The organism is Ruegeria discodermiae (genome assembly GCF_030758345.1).
Classification (GTDB): Bacteria; Pseudomonadota; Alphaproteobacteria; order Rhodobacterales; family Rhodobacteraceae; genus Ruegeria_C.
Window position 1 is genome coordinate 41981 of the sequence record NZ_JAVAMO010000008.1, and the last position, 17317, is coordinate 59297.

Sequence of the window (17317 nt, forward strand, 5' to 3'; positions counted from 1 at the left end):
AACTAGTAGGTGGCCCGTCCGCCCGACAGGTCGAACACCGCACCGGTTGTGAATGAATTCTCTGGCCCCGCCATCCAAACGATCATGGCGGCAGCTTCTTCCACCTCCAAAAACCGTTCGCGTGGGATCTTCGACAACATGTAGTCGATATGCTCTTGGCTCATCTGGTCGAATATCGGAGTCCTTGCCGCCGCAGGTGTCACGCAGTTCACCGCGATGTTGTGGCCCGCCATCTCTTTGCCTAACGATTTGGTAAACCCGATCACCCCGGCCTTGGACGCGGAATAGGCGCAGGCATTTGGGTTGCCCTCTTTGCCCGCGATGCTGGCGATATTGACGATGCGCCCGTAATTCTGCTTTCGCATGCATGGCAACACCGCCTTGTTCACATTGAACGTGCCCGTCAGATTGATGTCGATGATGTCGCACCACGCGTCGTGATCATACTCTTCAACCGGCGCATTGGGCCCAGCGACACCGGCGCTATTCACGAGCCCATCAATGCGCCCAAAGGCATTGAGCGTGGCGTCTGCGGCGTCTTGCACGTGATGCCGGTCAGCGATGTTGCATTCATAAACCAACACTCCGGCGCGGGCCGCATCTTCGGCCATGGCCGCTTGCGCCTGCCCGACATTCATATCCCAGACCGCGACCTTGGCCCCCTTCGCCAGAAACGCATCCACAACCGCAAGGCCGATGCCTTGCGCACCGCCCGTCACAACAACATGTGACTCCGACATCTGCATCTTTGGACCTACCTTTCGGCACGCTTGGCCAACCCTCGGCGTGTTTCCAAATCTTAGGCAACCCTGGCGCTCGGCACATAACCCAAACTCTTTTTTTCTGAAGGTTTGTCGGATCTGCCCCTCGCGCAAGATATTTGCGCAAATAAACTGTCCCAAACACAACAAATCAGAAGGTGGGCATATGGAACCCTTTTTGACGGCCAAGGAACAGGTCGGGAATTTTCTGGGTCGGGTCTGGAACGCCGATGTGCAGGGGCCCTCCGTGGTCACTCTACGAGAGGGCCGGGTCATTGACATTACGTCTCACTCGGCGCCGACCAGCCGTGATATCTGCGAGATGGAAGACCCGGCCCACTATCTGACATCTGCGACGGGCACTGATCTGGGCTCGTTGGAACAGATATCTTCGGCCCCCATCGGGCACATGTCTCGAACACATTTTCTGGCCCCTAGCGACCTGCAAGCGATCAAGGCCTGTGGTGTTACCTTTGCGCAATCCATGGTCGAACGCGTGATCGAAGAACGTGCGGCGGGCGATCCCAGAGCGGCCGAGGCAATCCGAACGCGCGTCGCAGCGTTGATCGGGGATAGCCTGCGCGATATTCAGGCGGGCTCGGAACAGGCGATGCAGGTCAAGGCAGCCCTGATCGAAGAGGGCCTGTGGTCGCAATACCTTGAGGTTGGGATTGGACCGGACGCAGAGGTATTTTCCAAGGCGCAACCCCTGTCAGCAGTTGGCCCGAATGCCGAGGTGGGCCTGCATCCGATTTCGCAATGGAACAACCCCGAACCCGAGATCGTATTGGTGGTGAACTCCAAAGGAGAAATCGTCGGTGCGACGCTGGGCAACGATGTAAACCTGCGCGATGTCGAGGGGCGCTCGGCGCTGTTGCTGTCCAAGGCCAAGGACAATAACGCCTCATGCGCGATCGGTCCGATGATTCGATTATTCGATACCGCCTTCACTCTGGATGATGCCAGGAAGGCCGAGCTCGATCTGACGGTTTCCGGCCCGGACGGATTTCTCATGAAGGGGCAATCCTCAATGTCCAAGATCAGCCGTGACCCGGCTGATCTTGTGGCGCAGACGATCGGGCGCCATCATCAATATCCTGACGGGCTGATGCTGTTTCTTGGCACATTATTCGCGCCGACGCAGGACCGCGATACGCCGGGCGAGGGTTTCACACACAAGCTTGGAGATGTCGTAACGATCTCATCCGCCGGTCTTGGCACACTGACCAACACCGTGCGGCTGTCGACAGAATGCGAACCCTGGAGCTTTGGCATCAGCCATTTAATGCGCAATCTGGGCCGCCGCGATTTGCTCTGAGCCGGCGCAAAAAGAATGCAACTATCGGGTATGCAAGGACCTTCCCTGTTTGAGCGAGACCGCTAGACTTTAGGCCGTGCTCAACCAGCCGGAGGATCAGAATGAGCGGCGAATTCGAGAAAGCGGTGCAGCATGGCGTATCGGCATCCCGCTGGTTGCTGGCTCCGATGTATCTAGGGCTTGCGCTGCTACTGATCGTTCTGCTGATCCAGTTTGTCCGCGATTTCTTCGACCATCTGCCCGTGCTGTTCCAGACCGATGCGCTGAATGCGCTGCCCATTATCCTTTCGCTCGGCATTGTGCTGCTGGCCGCCAACATCGTTCTGAGCATCCTGCACACAAGCTATGAGCTGTTCATCCCCGGTCTCAGGGCTGAAGAGGGAGCAGAAAATAGGCGCAGCGAGGTGGATTTCACAAGGCTGCGCAATCGGTTTTTGGCAATTGCCGTGGCGCTGTCGCTGCTGCTTCTCCTAAAGGAAATGCTGATCTATGCTGGGCAAGCAGACGATCAGGACACCCGGCAGGTTCTGCATCTTGCGGCAATGACGGGGCTTCTGGTGCTTTTTGCGCTGGTGCTAGCGATAGCGGACTGGTTTCTGACACTGGCTCGTCGGTAACCCTATTTGGACGTGTCACAATCTCTAGTGCCCGGTTGACCGACATATAGAATTTGACGTTTGTTCCCGTCGACTAGTTTTCGAGCAGGTATCAGAATGGGCAAATTGAAAGGCGTTGTCAGGTTTACTCACGATACACACAGATATGCTGGTTCTGGGATTTCAAGCGGCTTGAGTGGCGGCATTCCAGGCGTCAAAGGCCACGAGGGGCGTTGACGGAATGGACCGGTACCGGCGCGAAGATTCTTGCCGACCGAAGAGGTCACGCCGGACTAACGGGTTAAGCAGCTAGTTCGCGCCATCGGCTGGGCCAAGGTCAAGACCGACAAGATCGACGCCACTGTTTTCGCTAAGCTTGATGCCAGTGGCTTTTTACCGGAAGTCTGGATGCCAGACTCAGAAAGCCGCTAGTCGGCAGATGACCCTGTGCGAGATCGCAGTTTACTCGATCGAAGACGGAAAGATCGTCCGCGAAGAGTTCTTCATATTGCCGAAACAGGCGCTGCGCTGGGCAAAGCGGTCGGGCTTACTGGTATCAGAAACGCGTCTTTCACAATTGGCGAGAGGCACTTTGGAGCCGACCCTTGGCATCCACACAGGTCTGGCGCCGGACACCTGAAGCCGGTCCGTCAAAACGTGAGTCTTACGTGCATGTTATCTTTGTAAAAACAATGAGTTATCCGGTTTGACCCTCTTAGAATTATGGCCGAGCTGTGGTATAAGATTCGCTATGCCGCAATCGATGCGGGAGGCGCATGATGACTTCACTGCCCCTGAACAGAAGCGTTCTCCGTAAGCGTGAATGGCTCTCGTTCTTATTCTTTACGCTCGTTGCTCTTCCGGCGATCGCGGTTGCTTTCGTCGCTTCCTATGGCTTTGTCGTTTGGATGAGCCATGAGATCATTGGTCCGCCAACAGTTGTCTTCCAGGACGCAACTGGTGTGGCCACCGGATATAAAAGCCAGTTGCCCATCGTTCCGCCGGCCGATGAGGCAAGCAAATGAGCCTGAAATCAACACTCGCAGTTTTCTGGCGCACATTGTCCAGCCCGCCCGCAACAATTTCTCTGGGCGTACTCACCTTCGGCGGCTTCATCACGGGTATTATCTTCTGGGGCGGCTTTAATACCGCGATGGAATTCACCAATACCGAAGATTTCTGCATCTACTGCCATGAGATGGAGGATAACGTGTACGCGGAGTTGCAGGAAACCGTGCACTGGGAAAACCGCACTGGCGTGCGCGCCACCTGTCCTGATTGTCACGTACCGCACGAATGGACCAACAAGGTCGCGCGCAAAATGCAGGCGTCCAAGGAGGTCTGGGGCAAGGTGTTTGGAACGATCAACACACCTGAGAAATTCGAAGCTAAACGAGATGAATTGGCGCGACACGAATGGGCGCGTCTGGAGGCCAATGGTTCGCTCGAATGCCGAAATTGCCACGATTACGACAGCATGGATTGGGCCGCAATGTCGGACGAAGCCGTGTACTACATGCGGCCAGCGGCCGAGTTGAATACTGGGTGCATCAACTGCCACAAGGGCATCGCGCATCACCTACCGCAGAGTTCGGGCGAAAGCCCGGTGCTGGTGGTTCTGGAAAGCAAGGCGGTCACCGATCTTGAGGAGGGCCAGCAGTATTTTGCAATCGATGCCGTAGAGTTATTCGAGGATGAGGCCCTGACGCAGACCGCCGGTTCTCTGGAGCTCGGCGCACCGGTCGAGGTCTTGGCACGCAGTGGCAATAAGATGCAGATCCGGCTTGCCGCCTGGCGGAAAGAAAAGGGCTTTGGGCGGGTGCTCTACCACGACTTCGGCCTGAACATGCGCAAGGCTGTTCTGAACAAGGACACGGCAACAAACGCGGCGATTGTTCATGCATCGGAAACCCGCAATGACGATAATACCGGGCTCGACTGGAGTGAAGTCACGGTGGACCTTTGGGCTGTATCGCGGGGCTTTGTCAAAGACGAACAGGTGCTTTGGGACGTAGCTGCCGAAAGCTATGCATCGGATTGCAGCACCTGCCACGCCCAACCGGACCCGGAGCATTTCTCGGCCAATGCCTGGCCGGCAATGTTCAACGGTATGGTCGGCTTCACCAATTTCGACGAGGCTGAGAGCAAGCTGGTGCTGACCTACTTGCAGAAACACTCGTCCGACTTCGTCGAAGCGCATTGAGGAGATCGCCATGGCAACCCGCAGGGACGTTCTCAAACGCATAGCCGCAGGAGCAACCACAAGTCTCATCGGCCCCGCGCTTCTGGGTCCCGCAGCAAAGGCACAGGTCACGTCCGAAGGGGTCTGGAAGACAACCGGGTCGCATTGGGGGGCAATAAAGGCTTTGATCAAGGGCGGGCAGGTCGTCGATGTCAGGCCGATAGACGAAGACCCAAATCCCACCGACATGATCAATGGGATAAAGGGGCTGATCTATTCGCCGTCGCGCATACGTTACCCTATGGTTCGCGCCGATTGGTTGGACAACCGCGAGAGAGCCGACCGCACGACCCGCGGCGACAACCGCTATATCCGTATTACCTGGGATCAGGCGCTCGACTTGCTCTACGAAGAACTGGAACGCATTCAGACGACGTATGGTTCCTCAGGACTTTATGCTGGGGCCACCGGCTGGCGCGCCACTGGGCAGTTCCATTCCTGCATCAACCACATGAATCGCGCCGTCACAATGCACGGCCCCTATATAAAGAAGGTGGGGGATTATTCGACAGGTGCCGGCCAGACGATCCTTCCATACGTTCTCGGCTCCACCGAAGTCTATGCCCAGGGCACCTCCTGGCCGCTGATCCTGGAAAACACCAAGACTCTCGTTTTCTGGGCGAGCGACCCTGTCAAGAATCTGCAGGTCGGCTGGCAATGCGAAACCCATGAGAGCTTGGAGTACTTCGACACGTTGCGCGAAAAGATCGCCAAGGGTGAGATCAAGGTGATCTCGATCGATCCAGTTCGGAGCAAAACCCAGAACCATATCAATTGCGAGCAACTTTACATCAATCCGATGACCGATGTTGCGATGATGCTCGCCGTGGCGCATGTGCTTTATACCGAAGAGCTCTATGACAAGGCGTTCATCGACATCTACGCGCTCGGTTTCGACCGGTTCATCGACTACGTGATGGGCCGCGATGACGAGGGCATCGAGCGGACGCCGGAATGGGCGGCTGACATCTGCGGGGTCGCCCCCGACATGATCCGTGACTTTGCGCGGCTCATCGCCTCAGACCGCACGCAGTTCATGTTCGGCTGGTCGGTGCAGCGTCAGCAGCACGGTGAACAGCCCTATTGGATGGGGGCAGTCTTGGCCGCCATGCTGGGTCAGATTGGCCTGCCAGGGGGTGGGATCAGCTATTCGCACCACTATTCGAGCGTGGGCGTTTCCACCTCCGGTGCTACAATGCCTGGAGCCTTCCCGCTCAACCTTGATCTCGGCAAGACACCCGAGCACGATGCGAATTTCGGCGAATTCAGCCCGGTGATCCCGACCACGCGCTGGATCGATGCACTGCTGAACCCTGGTGCCAAGATCCAGTACAACGGCAACGAGGTCACGCTGCCTGACCTGAAGATGGCGGTCTTTGTTGGCAACAATCCTTTTCACCACCATCAGGACCGCAACAAGATGCGGCAGGCGATCCGCAATCTGGAAACCATCGTTGCGGTGGATTATACGTGGTCGGCCACCTGTCGGCACGCCGATCTGGTCCTGCCGGGCTGCACCCAGTTCGAACGCAACGATCTGGACATGTATGGCTCCTACGCAAATTCCGGCGTGCTCGCGATGCACCGACTGGTGGATCCGCTGTTCCAGTCTCGACCCGATTTCGATATTTTCGCTGCCCTGACCGAACGCTTCGGTCGCCGCGAGGAGTATACTCGTGGCATGCGCGAGATGGAATGGATCGAGACCCTCTACAACGAATGCCGCGACGCCAATGCCGGCAAGTTCGAGATGCCCGAATTCGCCGATTTCTGGGACGAGGGGTTGATCCGTTTCCCCCGCGGAGAGCACTGGGTGCGTCACGCCGCTTTCCGCGAGGATCCCGAAATCAATGCGCTGGGCACGCCCTCGGGCTTCATCGAGATTTCCAGCCGGACCATCGAAAAGTTCGGTTACGACGATTGCGGCGCTCACCCGAAATGGATGGAAAAGCTTGAACGCTCGCATGGTGGGCCGGGATCGGAAAAGTATCCGATCTGGCTCCAATCCTGTCACCCCGATCAGCGGCTGCACTCGCAGATGTGCGATTCCGAGCCCTATCGCGCCACCTACTCGGTGCAAGGTCGTGAACCGATCTGGATGTCGCCGCAGGATGCAGAGCAGCGGGGGCTGGGCGATGGCGATCTTGTCCGCGTTTTCAATGACCGTGGTCAGTTGCTTGCCGGCGTCAGACTGTCCGATAACTTCCCGCCCGGGGTTGCGCGCATTCACGAGGGCGCTTGGTACGGGCCAGAGGATGCAACGATCGGGGCGCTGGATACTTATGGCGATCCGAACACACTGACCATGGATATAGGTGCCTCGAAACTCAGCCAGGCGACCAGCGCAAATACTTGTCTGGTCCAGATCGAGGAATTCGAAGGCGATGCGCCTGCAGTGACAGCCTTCGGCGGGCCCACTGAGGTCGTCTTCTGAATGGACGATTGTGTGACGATCCACGATGCCGAGCTGTGCCGTTGGTTCGCAACAGTCTTTGCCGGCGAGCTGACCGAGGGGGCGGTCAATGCTTACATGGCTGGTGCCGCAGTTCCATATTTGAATTCAGTGGCAGAACAGTGTGATATCTCCGCCGAACGTGAAACGCTTGAGGCGGCAATCCGGGACTGGTCTCGACATACCAACGCGACGCGACAGTTGGCGACGGATTTCGCAGCACATTTCCTAATCCCCGGCCAGACTGCTGCTATGCCTTACGCCTCTTATTTCGAGGAGCAAACGCTTTTTGGTCACGCCCATGACCGGATGCGCGCAAGACTGAACAATGCCGGGCTTGGGCTAACCGCCTCCGAGAATGGTCCGGCGGATCACCTCGCTGTCATGTTGGAGTATCTTGCGTATCTATTGGACACCAACCGCTTGGATGCGCATTCCTCGGGTTACGTGGAAAGCGAGGTTCTTCCCCTTGCCACATCTGTTTCGCGCCGTCTGGAGGAGCAAAAACCTTCGACCGGCTTCTATCCGACAGTCGCAAGCATCCTGACGCTGTACCTGCAGGCACTTGCCGATAGAAAGCTGACGGCCCGCGTCTAAGGTTCCAACTGACGATGCTGTCAGGGAACTCCCCACGGCCACGCCGCGCAAGCCGGACCACGATGGAGCATTTCCGGTGGCGGCGCAAAGATTGCCAGTGCAGTTGAAATAAGCGGGCCAACCCAAAGGGTAGCTATCAGGCGGCGTGCCATTTATTTGAATCTGCGCAACGGGAAATCTCGGCGTGCAGATGGTCCAGCATCCTGACGAGCCGTTCAAGACAGATGCCTTCGCCACAGATCCTTGTCGACTGATATGTATTGTGCAAGTTGTGAGCCTATTGAAGTTTCCTATGAACAGACGGATTTAGAATCCCTTGAAGTGGACGGTTGATTTTGAACAAGCGGGACTTGTTGGAAGCAATTGAGCTGCTAGAACGTCTTCGGGCGCTCAAAGTGCTTTGGGTCGACGACGCGGGGGCAGATCCAGTTCTGGAGATGTCTTTGTTTTTGCTTGGACGGCATTTGCAGGGCCTTTCCACGACACCGACCAATCTGGCGCAAGCCACGACTGTTCCGTATACAACCGCCACGCGACGAATTGCTGATATGCAGGTGCGGGGCTTGCTTGATTTGCGACCGCGCACCAAGACGGGTAAATCCTTTTCTGTACATCCTAGCGATAAGCTTATTGCTAAGATGACATCATTTCTTGAGGCAACGCGTGTCGCTATTTCGGGCAGCGGGGCGAACCGCCTGCGCCCGACTAAGCGGAGTTCGGGTCAGACCAGCGTCGCTTCACCATCCATTGCGCCAAGCAAGTTGGGGTTTACAGATGGTGTGCACGTGCTTGTTCTGGACGATCCGGCCTATGCTATCAGCAAACCACTGCAGCGTGAGTTAAGCTATCTTATGGGCGGTCAAGTCCGGTTCTCTGAAACATCCATTGATCAGCTTCGCGAGAATGTTTTGGAAAACGCGGCTCTGCCACGATCTAAATACGATATCGTAGCCGTCGATTTACCCATGATTGCTGAATTTGCTGCCCGAGGTATTCTGACCCCGCTAGATGGCGTTGCAGCCGACAGCAATGTCGACAGTGCAGATTTTGTCCCAGCTGCCTGGCGGGGGGTGGTGGTTGCCGACCGGTACTATGCGATCCCCATTTTGATCAATCCGCAGTTGCTGTTTTATCGGCAGGACCTTTTTGCAGAGCTGCAAACGCCGCCGCCTTCGACGACGCAAGATGTTCTTAGGCTAGCGCGTGTTATGCACAAACCCGGTGAAGAGCAATATGGCGTGTCCTGGACTGGAGGGCGCGGTGCGCCCGTTGGCCAGGCCTTTATCCAGTTTCTTGCGGATTTTGGTCAGCCTGTTTTCGAGCTTCAACGCTCGATCGATGGCCACAACCTGACAGTTTCAAACCAACAGACACTTCGTCCGATGATCGACACCGAAAGAGGTCGCGCGACGGCTCGGTTCATGATTGACCTGCTCAAGGTTTCGGCCCCGCACACATTGACCATGGGGTGGGAAGGGCAGGTAAACCTATTGCGTGAAGGCCGGGTCGCTATGGCGTATGAATGGGCCAGTCGGGCTGCACAACTAAGCGGGTTTGCGTCGGCCCGGACACTTGGATTTTTGCCTCATCCGACAGGCCTTTTCCCGAAAGACAAAGCTCCTCGGGCGAGTGTTGCACCGGTTGGTGGATTTGCATTCGGGATCCCGTCCAACATCGCAACGGATAGCCTGACAAAAGCGTGGCACGCAATCGAGTGGCTGGCCTCTCCTGAGGTGATAAAACTGCTTGTGCAGCATGGTGGCCATGTCACGCCGCGTATCAGTGTTGCGGCGGATCCGGATGTTCAGCAATTGTCGCCTATGATTGCTGCAGTTGATCAGATGGCACGGCGTGGTGAAATCAGGCTTTGGCCCAGGGCACCGGTGCCAAGCTATTCAACCGTGGTCTCCATTCTGGGGGAGGAGATACACGACATGCTCTTGGGTCGCCAAACTGTCGAGCAAGCGTTGAAACGTTCCCAGGATCGTGCTGAGGCGATCTAAAAATGTTCATAATGAACTTTTTCTAACTTGAGTGATCTGCTCTTGCGGTATCGACTGGGCCGCAGAGCAAACGGTGCGAACACTGGGGAGGAGTGTATGATTACCGGTCTTTTGCAAGATGCGGGCTGGAACGCTGATGTGCCGCCAAACGGGTTTATCAATCGCCCTAAGACAATTGAAAGCAATGACAACCCAGACGGACTGTCCTCGTCTCAGGCAGAGATTGAGATTGAGACGACGCCCGAACATATGAATCTGGTTTCGGGCGATCCGTCCTGCGCGGCATGGACCCGGGCTTATGACGATCCCGGAGTCGTAGGCTTGCGCGAACATTTGCGACAGAACAATGGTATCAAAGGGCTGGAACTAGTTTCACCCGGCGAGGTCAAGCGTGCAACCGAGCTGTTTCACCGTGATGGGTTTGTGGCAGTGCGCGATGTGCTGACTCCGGAACAGCTAGAGCGGATGCGCAATGCAGCGCACGAAGCCGTGGCGGACCTGATGGAGGATGATCCCGATTGCTCAGCCGGCGGAGGGGCAGGCGGCTTACCTCATCGTTATTCCTTTGGCGGCGGTTCTGCCTCGCGTCATATGCTGCATAAGACAGAGTGGTGCGAGCTCATCGACCTGCCGACGACCACGCCGATCCTGACGGAAATCTTCGGCTCGCCAGACTACGTGGTTGGTGGCGCCGGTGGCGATATCGCGATGCCGGGCGCCATCGAGTACCAGGGTTTGCATTCCGACAACATGTGGTCCGAGCTCCCGGACCCTTATGGCAATGTCACCATGCGCGATTTGCCGGTTCCGGTTCTGACGATCAATTTTCCCATGATTGACCTGACCTTTGAAAACGGACCGATCCGGCAGATCCCGGGGACACAGCGGTCGCGCGCTCCGATTCCCAGCCTCGCGAATGAGCCTGACTGGATGAAACTGTCGACCGTTTGCCCGGCCCCTGCGGGCACGGCAGTGTTTCGCGATATTCGCGCCTGGCACGGGGGTACGCCGAACCTGTCGCGCGATGTGCGGGCAATGCCAAACGTGGAGTACTACGCGCCATGGTTCCGCAGCGAAGGGATCATGCGCTGCATGCCTTATGAACAATGGGAAAAGCTGTCACCACACGCGCAACGTATCTCGCGCTTTGTGGTTTGTGACAAAGGCGAAGATGTTGTGGGCGCGGGTTTCATGGACCCAAGGCGCAAAAAGCGGGAGGCGTTCAAGCAAGAGCAGTTGGATGCAATGGGTGAGAAAGCGGCACGAGAGTACCTCGCGCGTCTCTGAAGTAAATCCGAGGCTGATGCATACTGCTTGCTGCCATATGATGATGGCGCGCTGACCTGACCTTTCGAAAGGCTGAATTAGATGAGCAAACATCCACGTAAACAAGCCCCGGTTTGGCTAACGAAAGAAATCTGCTCGATAGAGGATTTTCGCGCCCAGGTCGAACTGACTACTGATCCGGGTTCTGTGCCCTTGGCTGCCGAGGTGATCGATAACATTCCGGTCTATGACGGAAAGACCGTTTGCGAAGCTTATACCAATGCCGCCACATCCAGAGCGTTTATGGCCGAATGGAACGAGGTTTTGGCCACTGGCCCCGGCATCGTTGTAGTCAAAAACAGCTATGATGACCTGAACTTGATCGATGACGTGACGCAGGTATTGAACGAAATCATCGAAGAAGAGCGTCAAACCGGTGCCGCTGCCGGTGATCACTTTGCAGCCGCAGGCGCCAACAGCCGCATCTGGAATTCGCATGAGAAGCTGTGCATGGCAGCACCCGAATTGTTTGCGCGTTATAACGCAAACCCGGTCATTGCCATGATCAGTCAAGCCTGGTTGGGTCCACTTTATCAAATCACCATGCAGGTCAATGTGGTGCATCCAGGCGGCAAGGCGCAGGACTGTCATCGCGACTATCATATGGGGTTTCAGTCACCAGATGCGTTGAAGGACTATCCAGCGCGTATCCACGGTTTGTCCGCGATGCTAACGCTGCAGGGCGGGATCGCACATTGCGATGTGCCGTTGGACTCGGGGCCAACCAAGCTGCTGCCGTATTCCCAGACCTATCTTCCGGGATACATCGCTGCACAGTTACCCGACTTCCGAGAGTACTTTGAGGAACATTGCGTCCAATTGCCACTCAATAAAGGAGACATGCTCTACTTCAACCCGGCGGTTTTTCACGCTGCAGGAGAGAACAAGACATCCGACATTGATCGCATGGTTAACCTGATGCAAGTCGGATCAGGGTATGGCCGGTCGATCGAGATTGTCGACAGAACACGGATGAGTGCCGCGCTTTACCCCGTTCTGAAGCGGATGGCAGATGACGGCGCTTTGGATAGCAGCCAAATCCAGTGTGTTATTGCCGCCTGTGCCGAAGGGTATCCGTTCCCGGCCAATCTGGATTTGGATTCACCTTTGTCAGGCATGGCGCCCGATAGCCAGCAACACCTTATGCATCGGGCGCTCGCCAGCAATTGGAGCTCTGACGAATTCGAGAAGGCACTGCGTGATCGGCAAAATCGAGTGCGATCTCATTAGGTCATGTTGACAAACGGCTGAGCCCGTGGCGGGTCGATGTGATGTCGATGCAGCCCAGAAGTTCTCCGGCGTTTTGTTGTATCGTGTCACTACACGCCGGGCATTCTTAAGCTTGAAGCATCGTTCGACGAGATTTCCCAGGTGATATGCTGAGTGATCCATGCCGACCCGATTCTTCCGCGACCCGCGTGTAGGGTTGTCGGCTGCAAGTCATACAGGCCATCATCGAGTGGAAGCAGCGTTTGCCGTCGAAAAGCTACGACAATTTCTTCTTCTCTAGTAAAGACAGCCAAGCATGGCTCCTTTGGACCAGTCTTCCGATCTTCGACTGTGTGCCGCTTCCGCCACTTGGCAACCATTTTGGGATTGATGTCGTATTCTAGACTCAACTCCGCAGTCGAATCTTGCGATAGCAGTCTTGCCGCTCGGACGGCGTCCGTACTCGTGGCGTACCTGTCTCATAATGCGTCCTTCCAATCTATCGAACGGATCGCATCACTAAATCCTGAGATCAAAAACCTAATCGTAGGCATCACGTTTCATTTGGGGTGAAGTTGTGCACTTGCTTGCGAAGACAAATTAAGCACACCCGGAAGGCTCTGCCCCGAGCCCAGGGATAAAGCATACATTTTTTTGATTACTTTTGAGCCGCGAGAATTTCGTTGATCAGAGTGTCCCCGTTTCCTCAATGAATGTCGCCCAGATCGGCTTGGCTGCTTCCTGAAACGCAGCACCGTTGACGTTGCGGTTGATTTCCATGCCGCCCTCGGTGGTCAACCATTCAATGGCCTTTTCTTCCCTGTCACGGTTGCCTTTGCGCTGGAAGGTCACGGCTTCCGCAGCGGCGGCTTCAATAACCGCCCGGCATTTTATCGAACGCGGGTACCGCAAGATTGCCGATGTCGGGGCTCAGCTTGACACCGACCTCTGCGCCGCCCAACGGCTGGAAGGGTTCAGCTCTGTTCTGGCCGAGGCCGGTGTTTCGCTACATCGGGAAACGGATCAGGACCTGCCGCGAACGAGAGAAACAGGGCAGGTGCTGACTCAAAGGTTGCTTGATCGCAACCAACCCGTGGACGCGATCTATTGCCTGAACGATTCCATAGCCGCCGGGTGCCTGTCATATTTGTACTCCCGAGATTTTCGGATCCCGGATGACGTGGCGGTTGCCGGTTTCAACGGAACCTCGAGGGACTATGCGGTCAGGACAAATTTGACCACTCAGGATGTTGACCGGCGCGAAATCGGACGATGTGCGGCGAACCTGATTGTGGATCAGAACGCGTTACGAAACCCGGTCGATCTAGTGCCCGACAAACTGGTTGTGGGGACAACGACCTAGGATCTCTGCGCGGCAGACCGGTTCAGCATGATTGCATAGAGGTTGGTCGAGGCGAGTATGCTAGACCGATGTTTGGCAAGGCCTCCGAAATAGATGTTGGATACGGTGTCAGGGTCGAGAATCCGGCCCAGTGCTCTGCCACCGGGCTAGATACAATGCATCCCGCCGCCTGCCAGGTTCCAGATTTTTATGGAAACGTCAGAGGCGCCGACATCCACAATGAAGAAAGGCGTGCCAATCAACGGCGCGCCGCCGGAAGAATCGTAGTGGCGGATGCATTGTTTCACTTTCGCATCGAACATCCTGCCCGTATCAGCCATGCGAAAGCACATCTTCGACCGGGCAGAACGCGAGTCCGTTCGGGCAGTCCATATCTGTAGCCGTAGCAATCATCTCACCCGTATTCGGATAAACATGACAGACGTCGCAGGGCAGCTCATGTTCTGAAGAAACCTTCCTAATTTGTTGCGATCCCATAATGGGCTGCTGAACCGGTTAGACCCCTCCGATCTGACCAGCGTATCGTTGGGCGAATTGAGCCTCTGTCCCTCAAAGCTGGTGGCAATCACCGTGACCGAGCAATCAAGCTCGGCCCCGGTGGCGCGCCGTGTGCCGTCGTTCCATGGCATCAACCCTGCCTGTTGGTCGCGGGCGGGGCGAATGGTAATCGCATTCATAGGTCACGGGATCGTCGTGATGTCGCTAGCAGCGAACAACATCTGACCTTTGACAAAGCACAAGGCCGGGACAGACAGAAACACCGAGGGGCCTGCCTCGGTCAAATCTCGGGCCAGCGCAAATCCGGTGCCCAGCGAGGATGCGGTGACCAGGATAGTTTTCCCGGTCAGATCAAAATGGTCATAGCTCAGAATTCCACCAAGACCTCGTCGCCTTCGATAACCACAGGATAAGTTTTCAGTGCCACGCAAACCGGCGGTACGGTAGGGTCGCCTGTGCGGTAGTCGAACGCCCCAAAGTGCAGCGGACATTCAATGTCGAACTCATCCACGATTCCCTCAGAAAGGTGCTGTTTTTCGTGGGTACAATAGCCGTCGGTAGCATAGAAGTTTCCGTCCGGACCGTGGATAATTATCAGGCTTTTGTCTTCGTGATCAAAGCGCATGACGTCTTCTTCTTCAATGTCGTCTACGGAGCAGACGCGAATTTTCTTTGCCATATCGGTCCTCAAATCCTGTCAATTTCGGTCATCAGCTTTTCGTATTCGTCCGGTGCCATATGGGGCGTGATGCTGTCCGGTGGAAAGCTGCCATTGGTGGCCGCGTCGCGAAAGGCGCTGACGGCGGCGACACGCGCGGCGTATAGCTAGCGGTGCAATCGGGCCAGATTGCCAAAGGCCTGCACATGGCGCGGCGGGTTTTCGGTTTCGCCGGTCAGGTCGTTCTGAAACAGAAAGTTCACATCTCCGCCCCGCCCGAGCCAAGCGACATACAGATCATTTAGGTGCGGCGGGCGATCTCGGTCATCGTCTCGCCACAAATCACCTCGGATTCCACGGCAAAGGCCCCTGCGTTTTCAAGGCGCTTGAAATCGCGAAAAAGCTCCAGCGCTTCATCGGCAGTCTTGCCCATGGCTCGCATCCCGCCCGTCGCAACCGATTTGCGCGGCACGAGGCCTAGATGTTCCGTGACCGGGATGCCTTCTTTGCTTAGCGTTTCGACCATGTCAAAGCTGCGGGGCGTTATCACCGCATCCGCACCCAGATGCAGCGCATCTAAAGCCGCGCTCAGGATGTCGTCGGTCGTCTTGACCTCGGTCAGTTTGATCGCGGCTGTGCAAAAGGTCGTCTTGTTATGCTGGCGGACATGTCCCATGCTCGCTGCGTCCGACACGATCATGTCAATCCCGACCTCTTCGGCGGCGCGCAATTCATCCGGTGCGTTGGCTGTGACTTGTGTCAATTTGCGGCCCTGTGCTTTGGCCTTGCGCATACAGGGAATCGTGACGGTGCGCCGCGCAGGTTGGGCCCCGAATGTGTAGATGGCCTTCACAGGTTTCACCCCCGACCGATGAAGGGCATGGCGGTGGCCATGACGGTCATGAACTGGACATTTGCCTCAAGCGGTAGATTGGCCATGTGCAACACGGACTGCGCAACGTTCTCCACACTCATCACCGGTTCGGGCTTCAGGGTTCCATCAGCCTGCGGCACGCCGCCGGACATTTTCGAGGTCATCTCGGACGCTGTATTCCCAATATCGATCTGTCCGCATGCGATGTTGAACGGGCGGCCATCCAGCGAAATCGAACGGGTCATGCCCGTGATCGCATGTTTGGAACTGGTATAGGGCACAGACCCCGGGCGCGGCACCGCAGCCGAGATCGAGCCGTTGTTAATTATTCTCCCCCCTTGAGGGTCCTGATCCCGCATCACGTTGAACGCCCCGCGCGCGCACAGAAACGCACCGTAAAGGTTTACGTTTATGACAGTCATAAAATCCTCGGGCGGGATATCCCCGATTGGTGCGGCTGCTACGTTGTTACCTGCATTGTTGAACAGGATATCCAACCGCCCATGCACCTGTTTGATTCGGTCATACAGAGCGTCAACCTGTGCCGCATCCGCCACGTCGCAGGCGATTGCCTGACCGTTACCCATGACTGCAACGGTTTCGTCAAGCGGTTCTTGCCGCCGTCCTGTAACCACAACCGTATATCCATTCTGGGCCAGTTTCAGCGCACAGGCCTTGCCAATGCCAGAGCCACCGCCCGTCACCAAAGCAATCTTGCTCATGTTTCGTTTCCTCCCTTGGGTGCCAGCCGCTTGAGCAGGCGATTATCGTCCTCATACTGCGCTAGATGGGCGTGTATCGCATCCAGACAGGCGGGCAGATCGCGGGCTATGGCCGCATCATAAATCGCCCGATGTTCGCCACGCGTCACATGGGAAAAGCCAAACCCTTCAATTTGCGAGACCGCGTACATCCGAAACGTGTCGAAAACCGACTTGTATGTTCGTATCAGCAAATCCGAATTACATGCCCCCAACAGTGTACTGTGAAACACCCAGTCCTGACGCGACCAGCGTCTGAGAAATGGCGTGACATCCTCGGCCTGCTCCATGCGCGCTTCGATGTAGTCGAGGTTATGGTGTGCCGCGTTCAGCGCCATCTCCCATTCAAAATCACCCTGTTTCAGCGCCAGTTCGGCCGCTTCACGTTCCAGCAACAGTCGCAGATGCGCGGCCTGACGGAACGTATCCTCGGAATGTTCTACGGCGCGGAAACCATGGTTCTTCTCATTTTCGACAAAACCTTCTCCGGCTAGTCGCAGCAATGCCTCGCGCAAGGCTGCCGTGGTGCAGCCAAACTCGGCTTTAAGATGATGTGGTTTCAGTCGTTGGCCGGATTTCCAGCGCCCCCAGATCAACCCGTCACGCAGGCTGTCGTAAATATCGGTCGGGGGTTTAGGGCCAGAGGAAACATCCATCCT

The 17317-nt window shown here is 56.4% G+C and carries 18 protein-coding genes and 1 pseudogene; 11 read left to right on the forward strand and 8 right to left on the reverse strand.

What is annotated here, in order from left to right:
- Nucleotides 1–2 precede the first annotated feature (2 nt).
- Complete coding sequence (locus Q5Y75_RS16875) at nucleotides 3–746, reverse strand: SDR family NAD(P)-dependent oxidoreductase (RefSeq protein WP_306199567.1); 744 nt, start codon at nucleotides 744–746, stop codon at nucleotides 3–5.
- A gap of 181 nt (nucleotides 747–927) precedes the next feature.
- Here Q5Y75_RS16875 and Q5Y75_RS16880 point away from each other — a divergent pair, with 181 nt between their 5' ends.
- The 9 genes from Q5Y75_RS16880 to Q5Y75_RS16920 all read left to right on the forward strand — a co-directional run bounded on the left by Q5Y75_RS16880 (nucleotide 928) and on the right by Q5Y75_RS16920 (nucleotide 12525).
- On the forward strand, nucleotides 928–2079 hold the full coding sequence (locus Q5Y75_RS16880; RefSeq protein ID WP_306199568.1) for a fumarylacetoacetate hydrolase family protein: 1152 nt from the start codon (nucleotides 928–930) through the stop codon (nucleotides 2077–2079).
- Between the two features lie 101 nt (nucleotides 2080–2180).
- The gene (locus tag Q5Y75_RS16885) at nucleotides 2181–2696 is read left to right on the forward strand and encodes a YqhA family protein (protein WP_306199569.1); all 516 of its coding nucleotides are present in this window, start codon (nucleotides 2181–2183) and stop codon (nucleotides 2694–2696) included.
- 758 nt (nucleotides 2697–3454) lie between these two features.
- A complete protein-coding gene (locus tag Q5Y75_RS16890; protein WP_306199571.1) occupies nucleotides 3455–3700 on the forward strand; it encodes a periplasmic nitrate reductase, NapE protein in 246 nt (81 codons plus the stop codon).
- On the forward strand, nucleotides 3697–4878 hold the full coding sequence (torC, locus tag Q5Y75_RS16895; RefSeq protein WP_306199573.1) for a pentaheme c-type cytochrome TorC: 1182 nt from the start codon (nucleotides 3697–3699) through the stop codon (nucleotides 4876–4878). Before Q5Y75_RS16890 ends, torC begins: the two co-directional genes overlap by 4 nt.
- Nucleotides 4879–4888: 10 nt before the next feature.
- Nucleotides 4889–7351 (forward strand): trimethylamine-N-oxide reductase TorA, encoded by a 2463-nt coding sequence (gene torA / locus Q5Y75_RS16900; RefSeq protein WP_306199575.1) that lies wholly within the window; start codon nucleotides 4889–4891, stop codon nucleotides 7349–7351.
- A complete protein-coding gene (locus tag Q5Y75_RS16905) occupies nucleotides 7352–7966 on the forward strand; it encodes a molecular chaperone TorD family protein (protein WP_306199577.1) in 615 nt (204 codons plus the stop codon).
- 335 nt (nucleotides 7967–8301) lie between these two features.
- Entirely contained in the window at nucleotides 8302–9969 is a 1668-nt protein-coding gene (locus tag Q5Y75_RS16910; RefSeq protein WP_306199579.1) for an extracellular solute-binding protein, read from the forward strand.
- Between the two features lie 96 nt (nucleotides 9970–10065).
- Nucleotides 10066–11256 (forward strand): phytanoyl-CoA dioxygenase family protein, encoded by a 1191-nt coding sequence (locus Q5Y75_RS16915; RefSeq protein WP_306199580.1) that lies wholly within the window; start codon nucleotides 10066–10068, stop codon nucleotides 11254–11256.
- Nucleotides 11257–11337: 81 nt separating this feature from the next.
- The gene (locus tag Q5Y75_RS16920; RefSeq protein WP_306199582.1) at nucleotides 11338–12525 is read left to right on the forward strand and encodes a phytanoyl-CoA dioxygenase family protein; all 1188 of its coding nucleotides are present in this window, start codon (nucleotides 11338–11340) and stop codon (nucleotides 12523–12525) included.
- Nucleotide 12526: 1 nt separating this feature from the next.
- On the opposite strand, the pseudogene Q5Y75_RS28540 reads toward Q5Y75_RS16920, so the two are convergent.
- Nucleotides 12527–12720, reverse strand: a pseudogene (locus Q5Y75_RS28540) (IS5/IS1182 family transposase); the annotation flags it as partial.
- Nucleotides 12721–13191: 471 nt separating this feature from the next.
- A complete protein-coding gene (locus Q5Y75_RS16930) occupies nucleotides 13192–13356 on the reverse strand; it encodes a hypothetical protein (RefSeq protein ID WP_306199584.1) in 165 nt (54 codons plus the stop codon).
- On the opposite strand from Q5Y75_RS16930, the gene Q5Y75_RS16935 reads away from it, so the two are divergent.
- Nucleotides 13340–13867: a substrate-binding domain-containing protein gene (locus Q5Y75_RS16935; RefSeq protein ID WP_306199586.1), complete on the forward strand. Its 528-nt coding sequence runs from the start codon at nucleotides 13340–13342 to the stop codon at nucleotides 13865–13867. The two genes, Q5Y75_RS16930 and Q5Y75_RS16935, sit on opposite strands and share 17 nt — an antisense overlap.
- A gap of 146 nt (nucleotides 13868–14013) precedes the next feature.
- On the opposite strand, the gene Q5Y75_RS16940 is transcribed toward Q5Y75_RS16935, so the two are convergent.
- Nucleotides 14014–14187 carry a hypothetical protein gene (locus tag Q5Y75_RS16940; RefSeq protein ID WP_306199587.1) on the reverse strand — a complete coding sequence of 58 codons (174 nt, stop codon included), beginning with the start codon at nucleotides 14185–14187 and terminating at the stop codon, nucleotides 14014–14016.
- Nucleotides 14188–14329: 142 nt separating this feature from the next.
- Here Q5Y75_RS16940 and Q5Y75_RS16945 point away from each other — a divergent pair, with 142 nt between their 5' ends.
- Nucleotides 14330–14590, forward strand: a complete 261-nt coding sequence (locus tag Q5Y75_RS16945; protein ID WP_306199589.1) for a hypothetical protein — start codon at nucleotides 14330–14332, stop codon at nucleotides 14588–14590.
- 142 nt (nucleotides 14591–14732) lie between these two features.
- On the opposite strand, the gene Q5Y75_RS16950 is transcribed toward Q5Y75_RS16945, so the two are convergent.
- From Q5Y75_RS16950 to Q5Y75_RS16965, 4 genes are all read right to left on the reverse strand, one after another.
- Complete coding sequence (locus Q5Y75_RS16950; RefSeq protein WP_306199590.1) at nucleotides 14733–15044, reverse strand: Rieske 2Fe-2S domain-containing protein; 312 nt, start codon at nucleotides 15042–15044, stop codon at nucleotides 14733–14735.
- A gap of 280 nt (nucleotides 15045–15324) precedes the next feature.
- Nucleotides 15325–15876: a 3-methyl-2-oxobutanoate hydroxymethyltransferase gene (locus Q5Y75_RS16955; RefSeq protein ID WP_306199592.1), complete on the reverse strand. Its 552-nt coding sequence runs from the start codon at nucleotides 15874–15876 to the stop codon at nucleotides 15325–15327.
- A gap of 5 nt (nucleotides 15877–15881) precedes the next feature.
- Nucleotides 15882–16619 (reverse strand): SDR family oxidoreductase, encoded by a 738-nt coding sequence (locus Q5Y75_RS16960; RefSeq protein ID WP_306199594.1) that lies wholly within the window; start codon nucleotides 16617–16619, stop codon nucleotides 15882–15884.
- Nucleotides 16616–17314, reverse strand: coding sequence for a GntR family transcriptional regulator (locus Q5Y75_RS16965; protein ID WP_306199596.1), 699 nt, complete (start codon nucleotides 17312–17314; stop codon nucleotides 16616–16618). Before Q5Y75_RS16965 ends, Q5Y75_RS16960 begins: the two co-directional genes overlap by 4 nt.
- Between the last annotated feature and the right edge of the window lie 3 nt (nucleotides 17315–17317).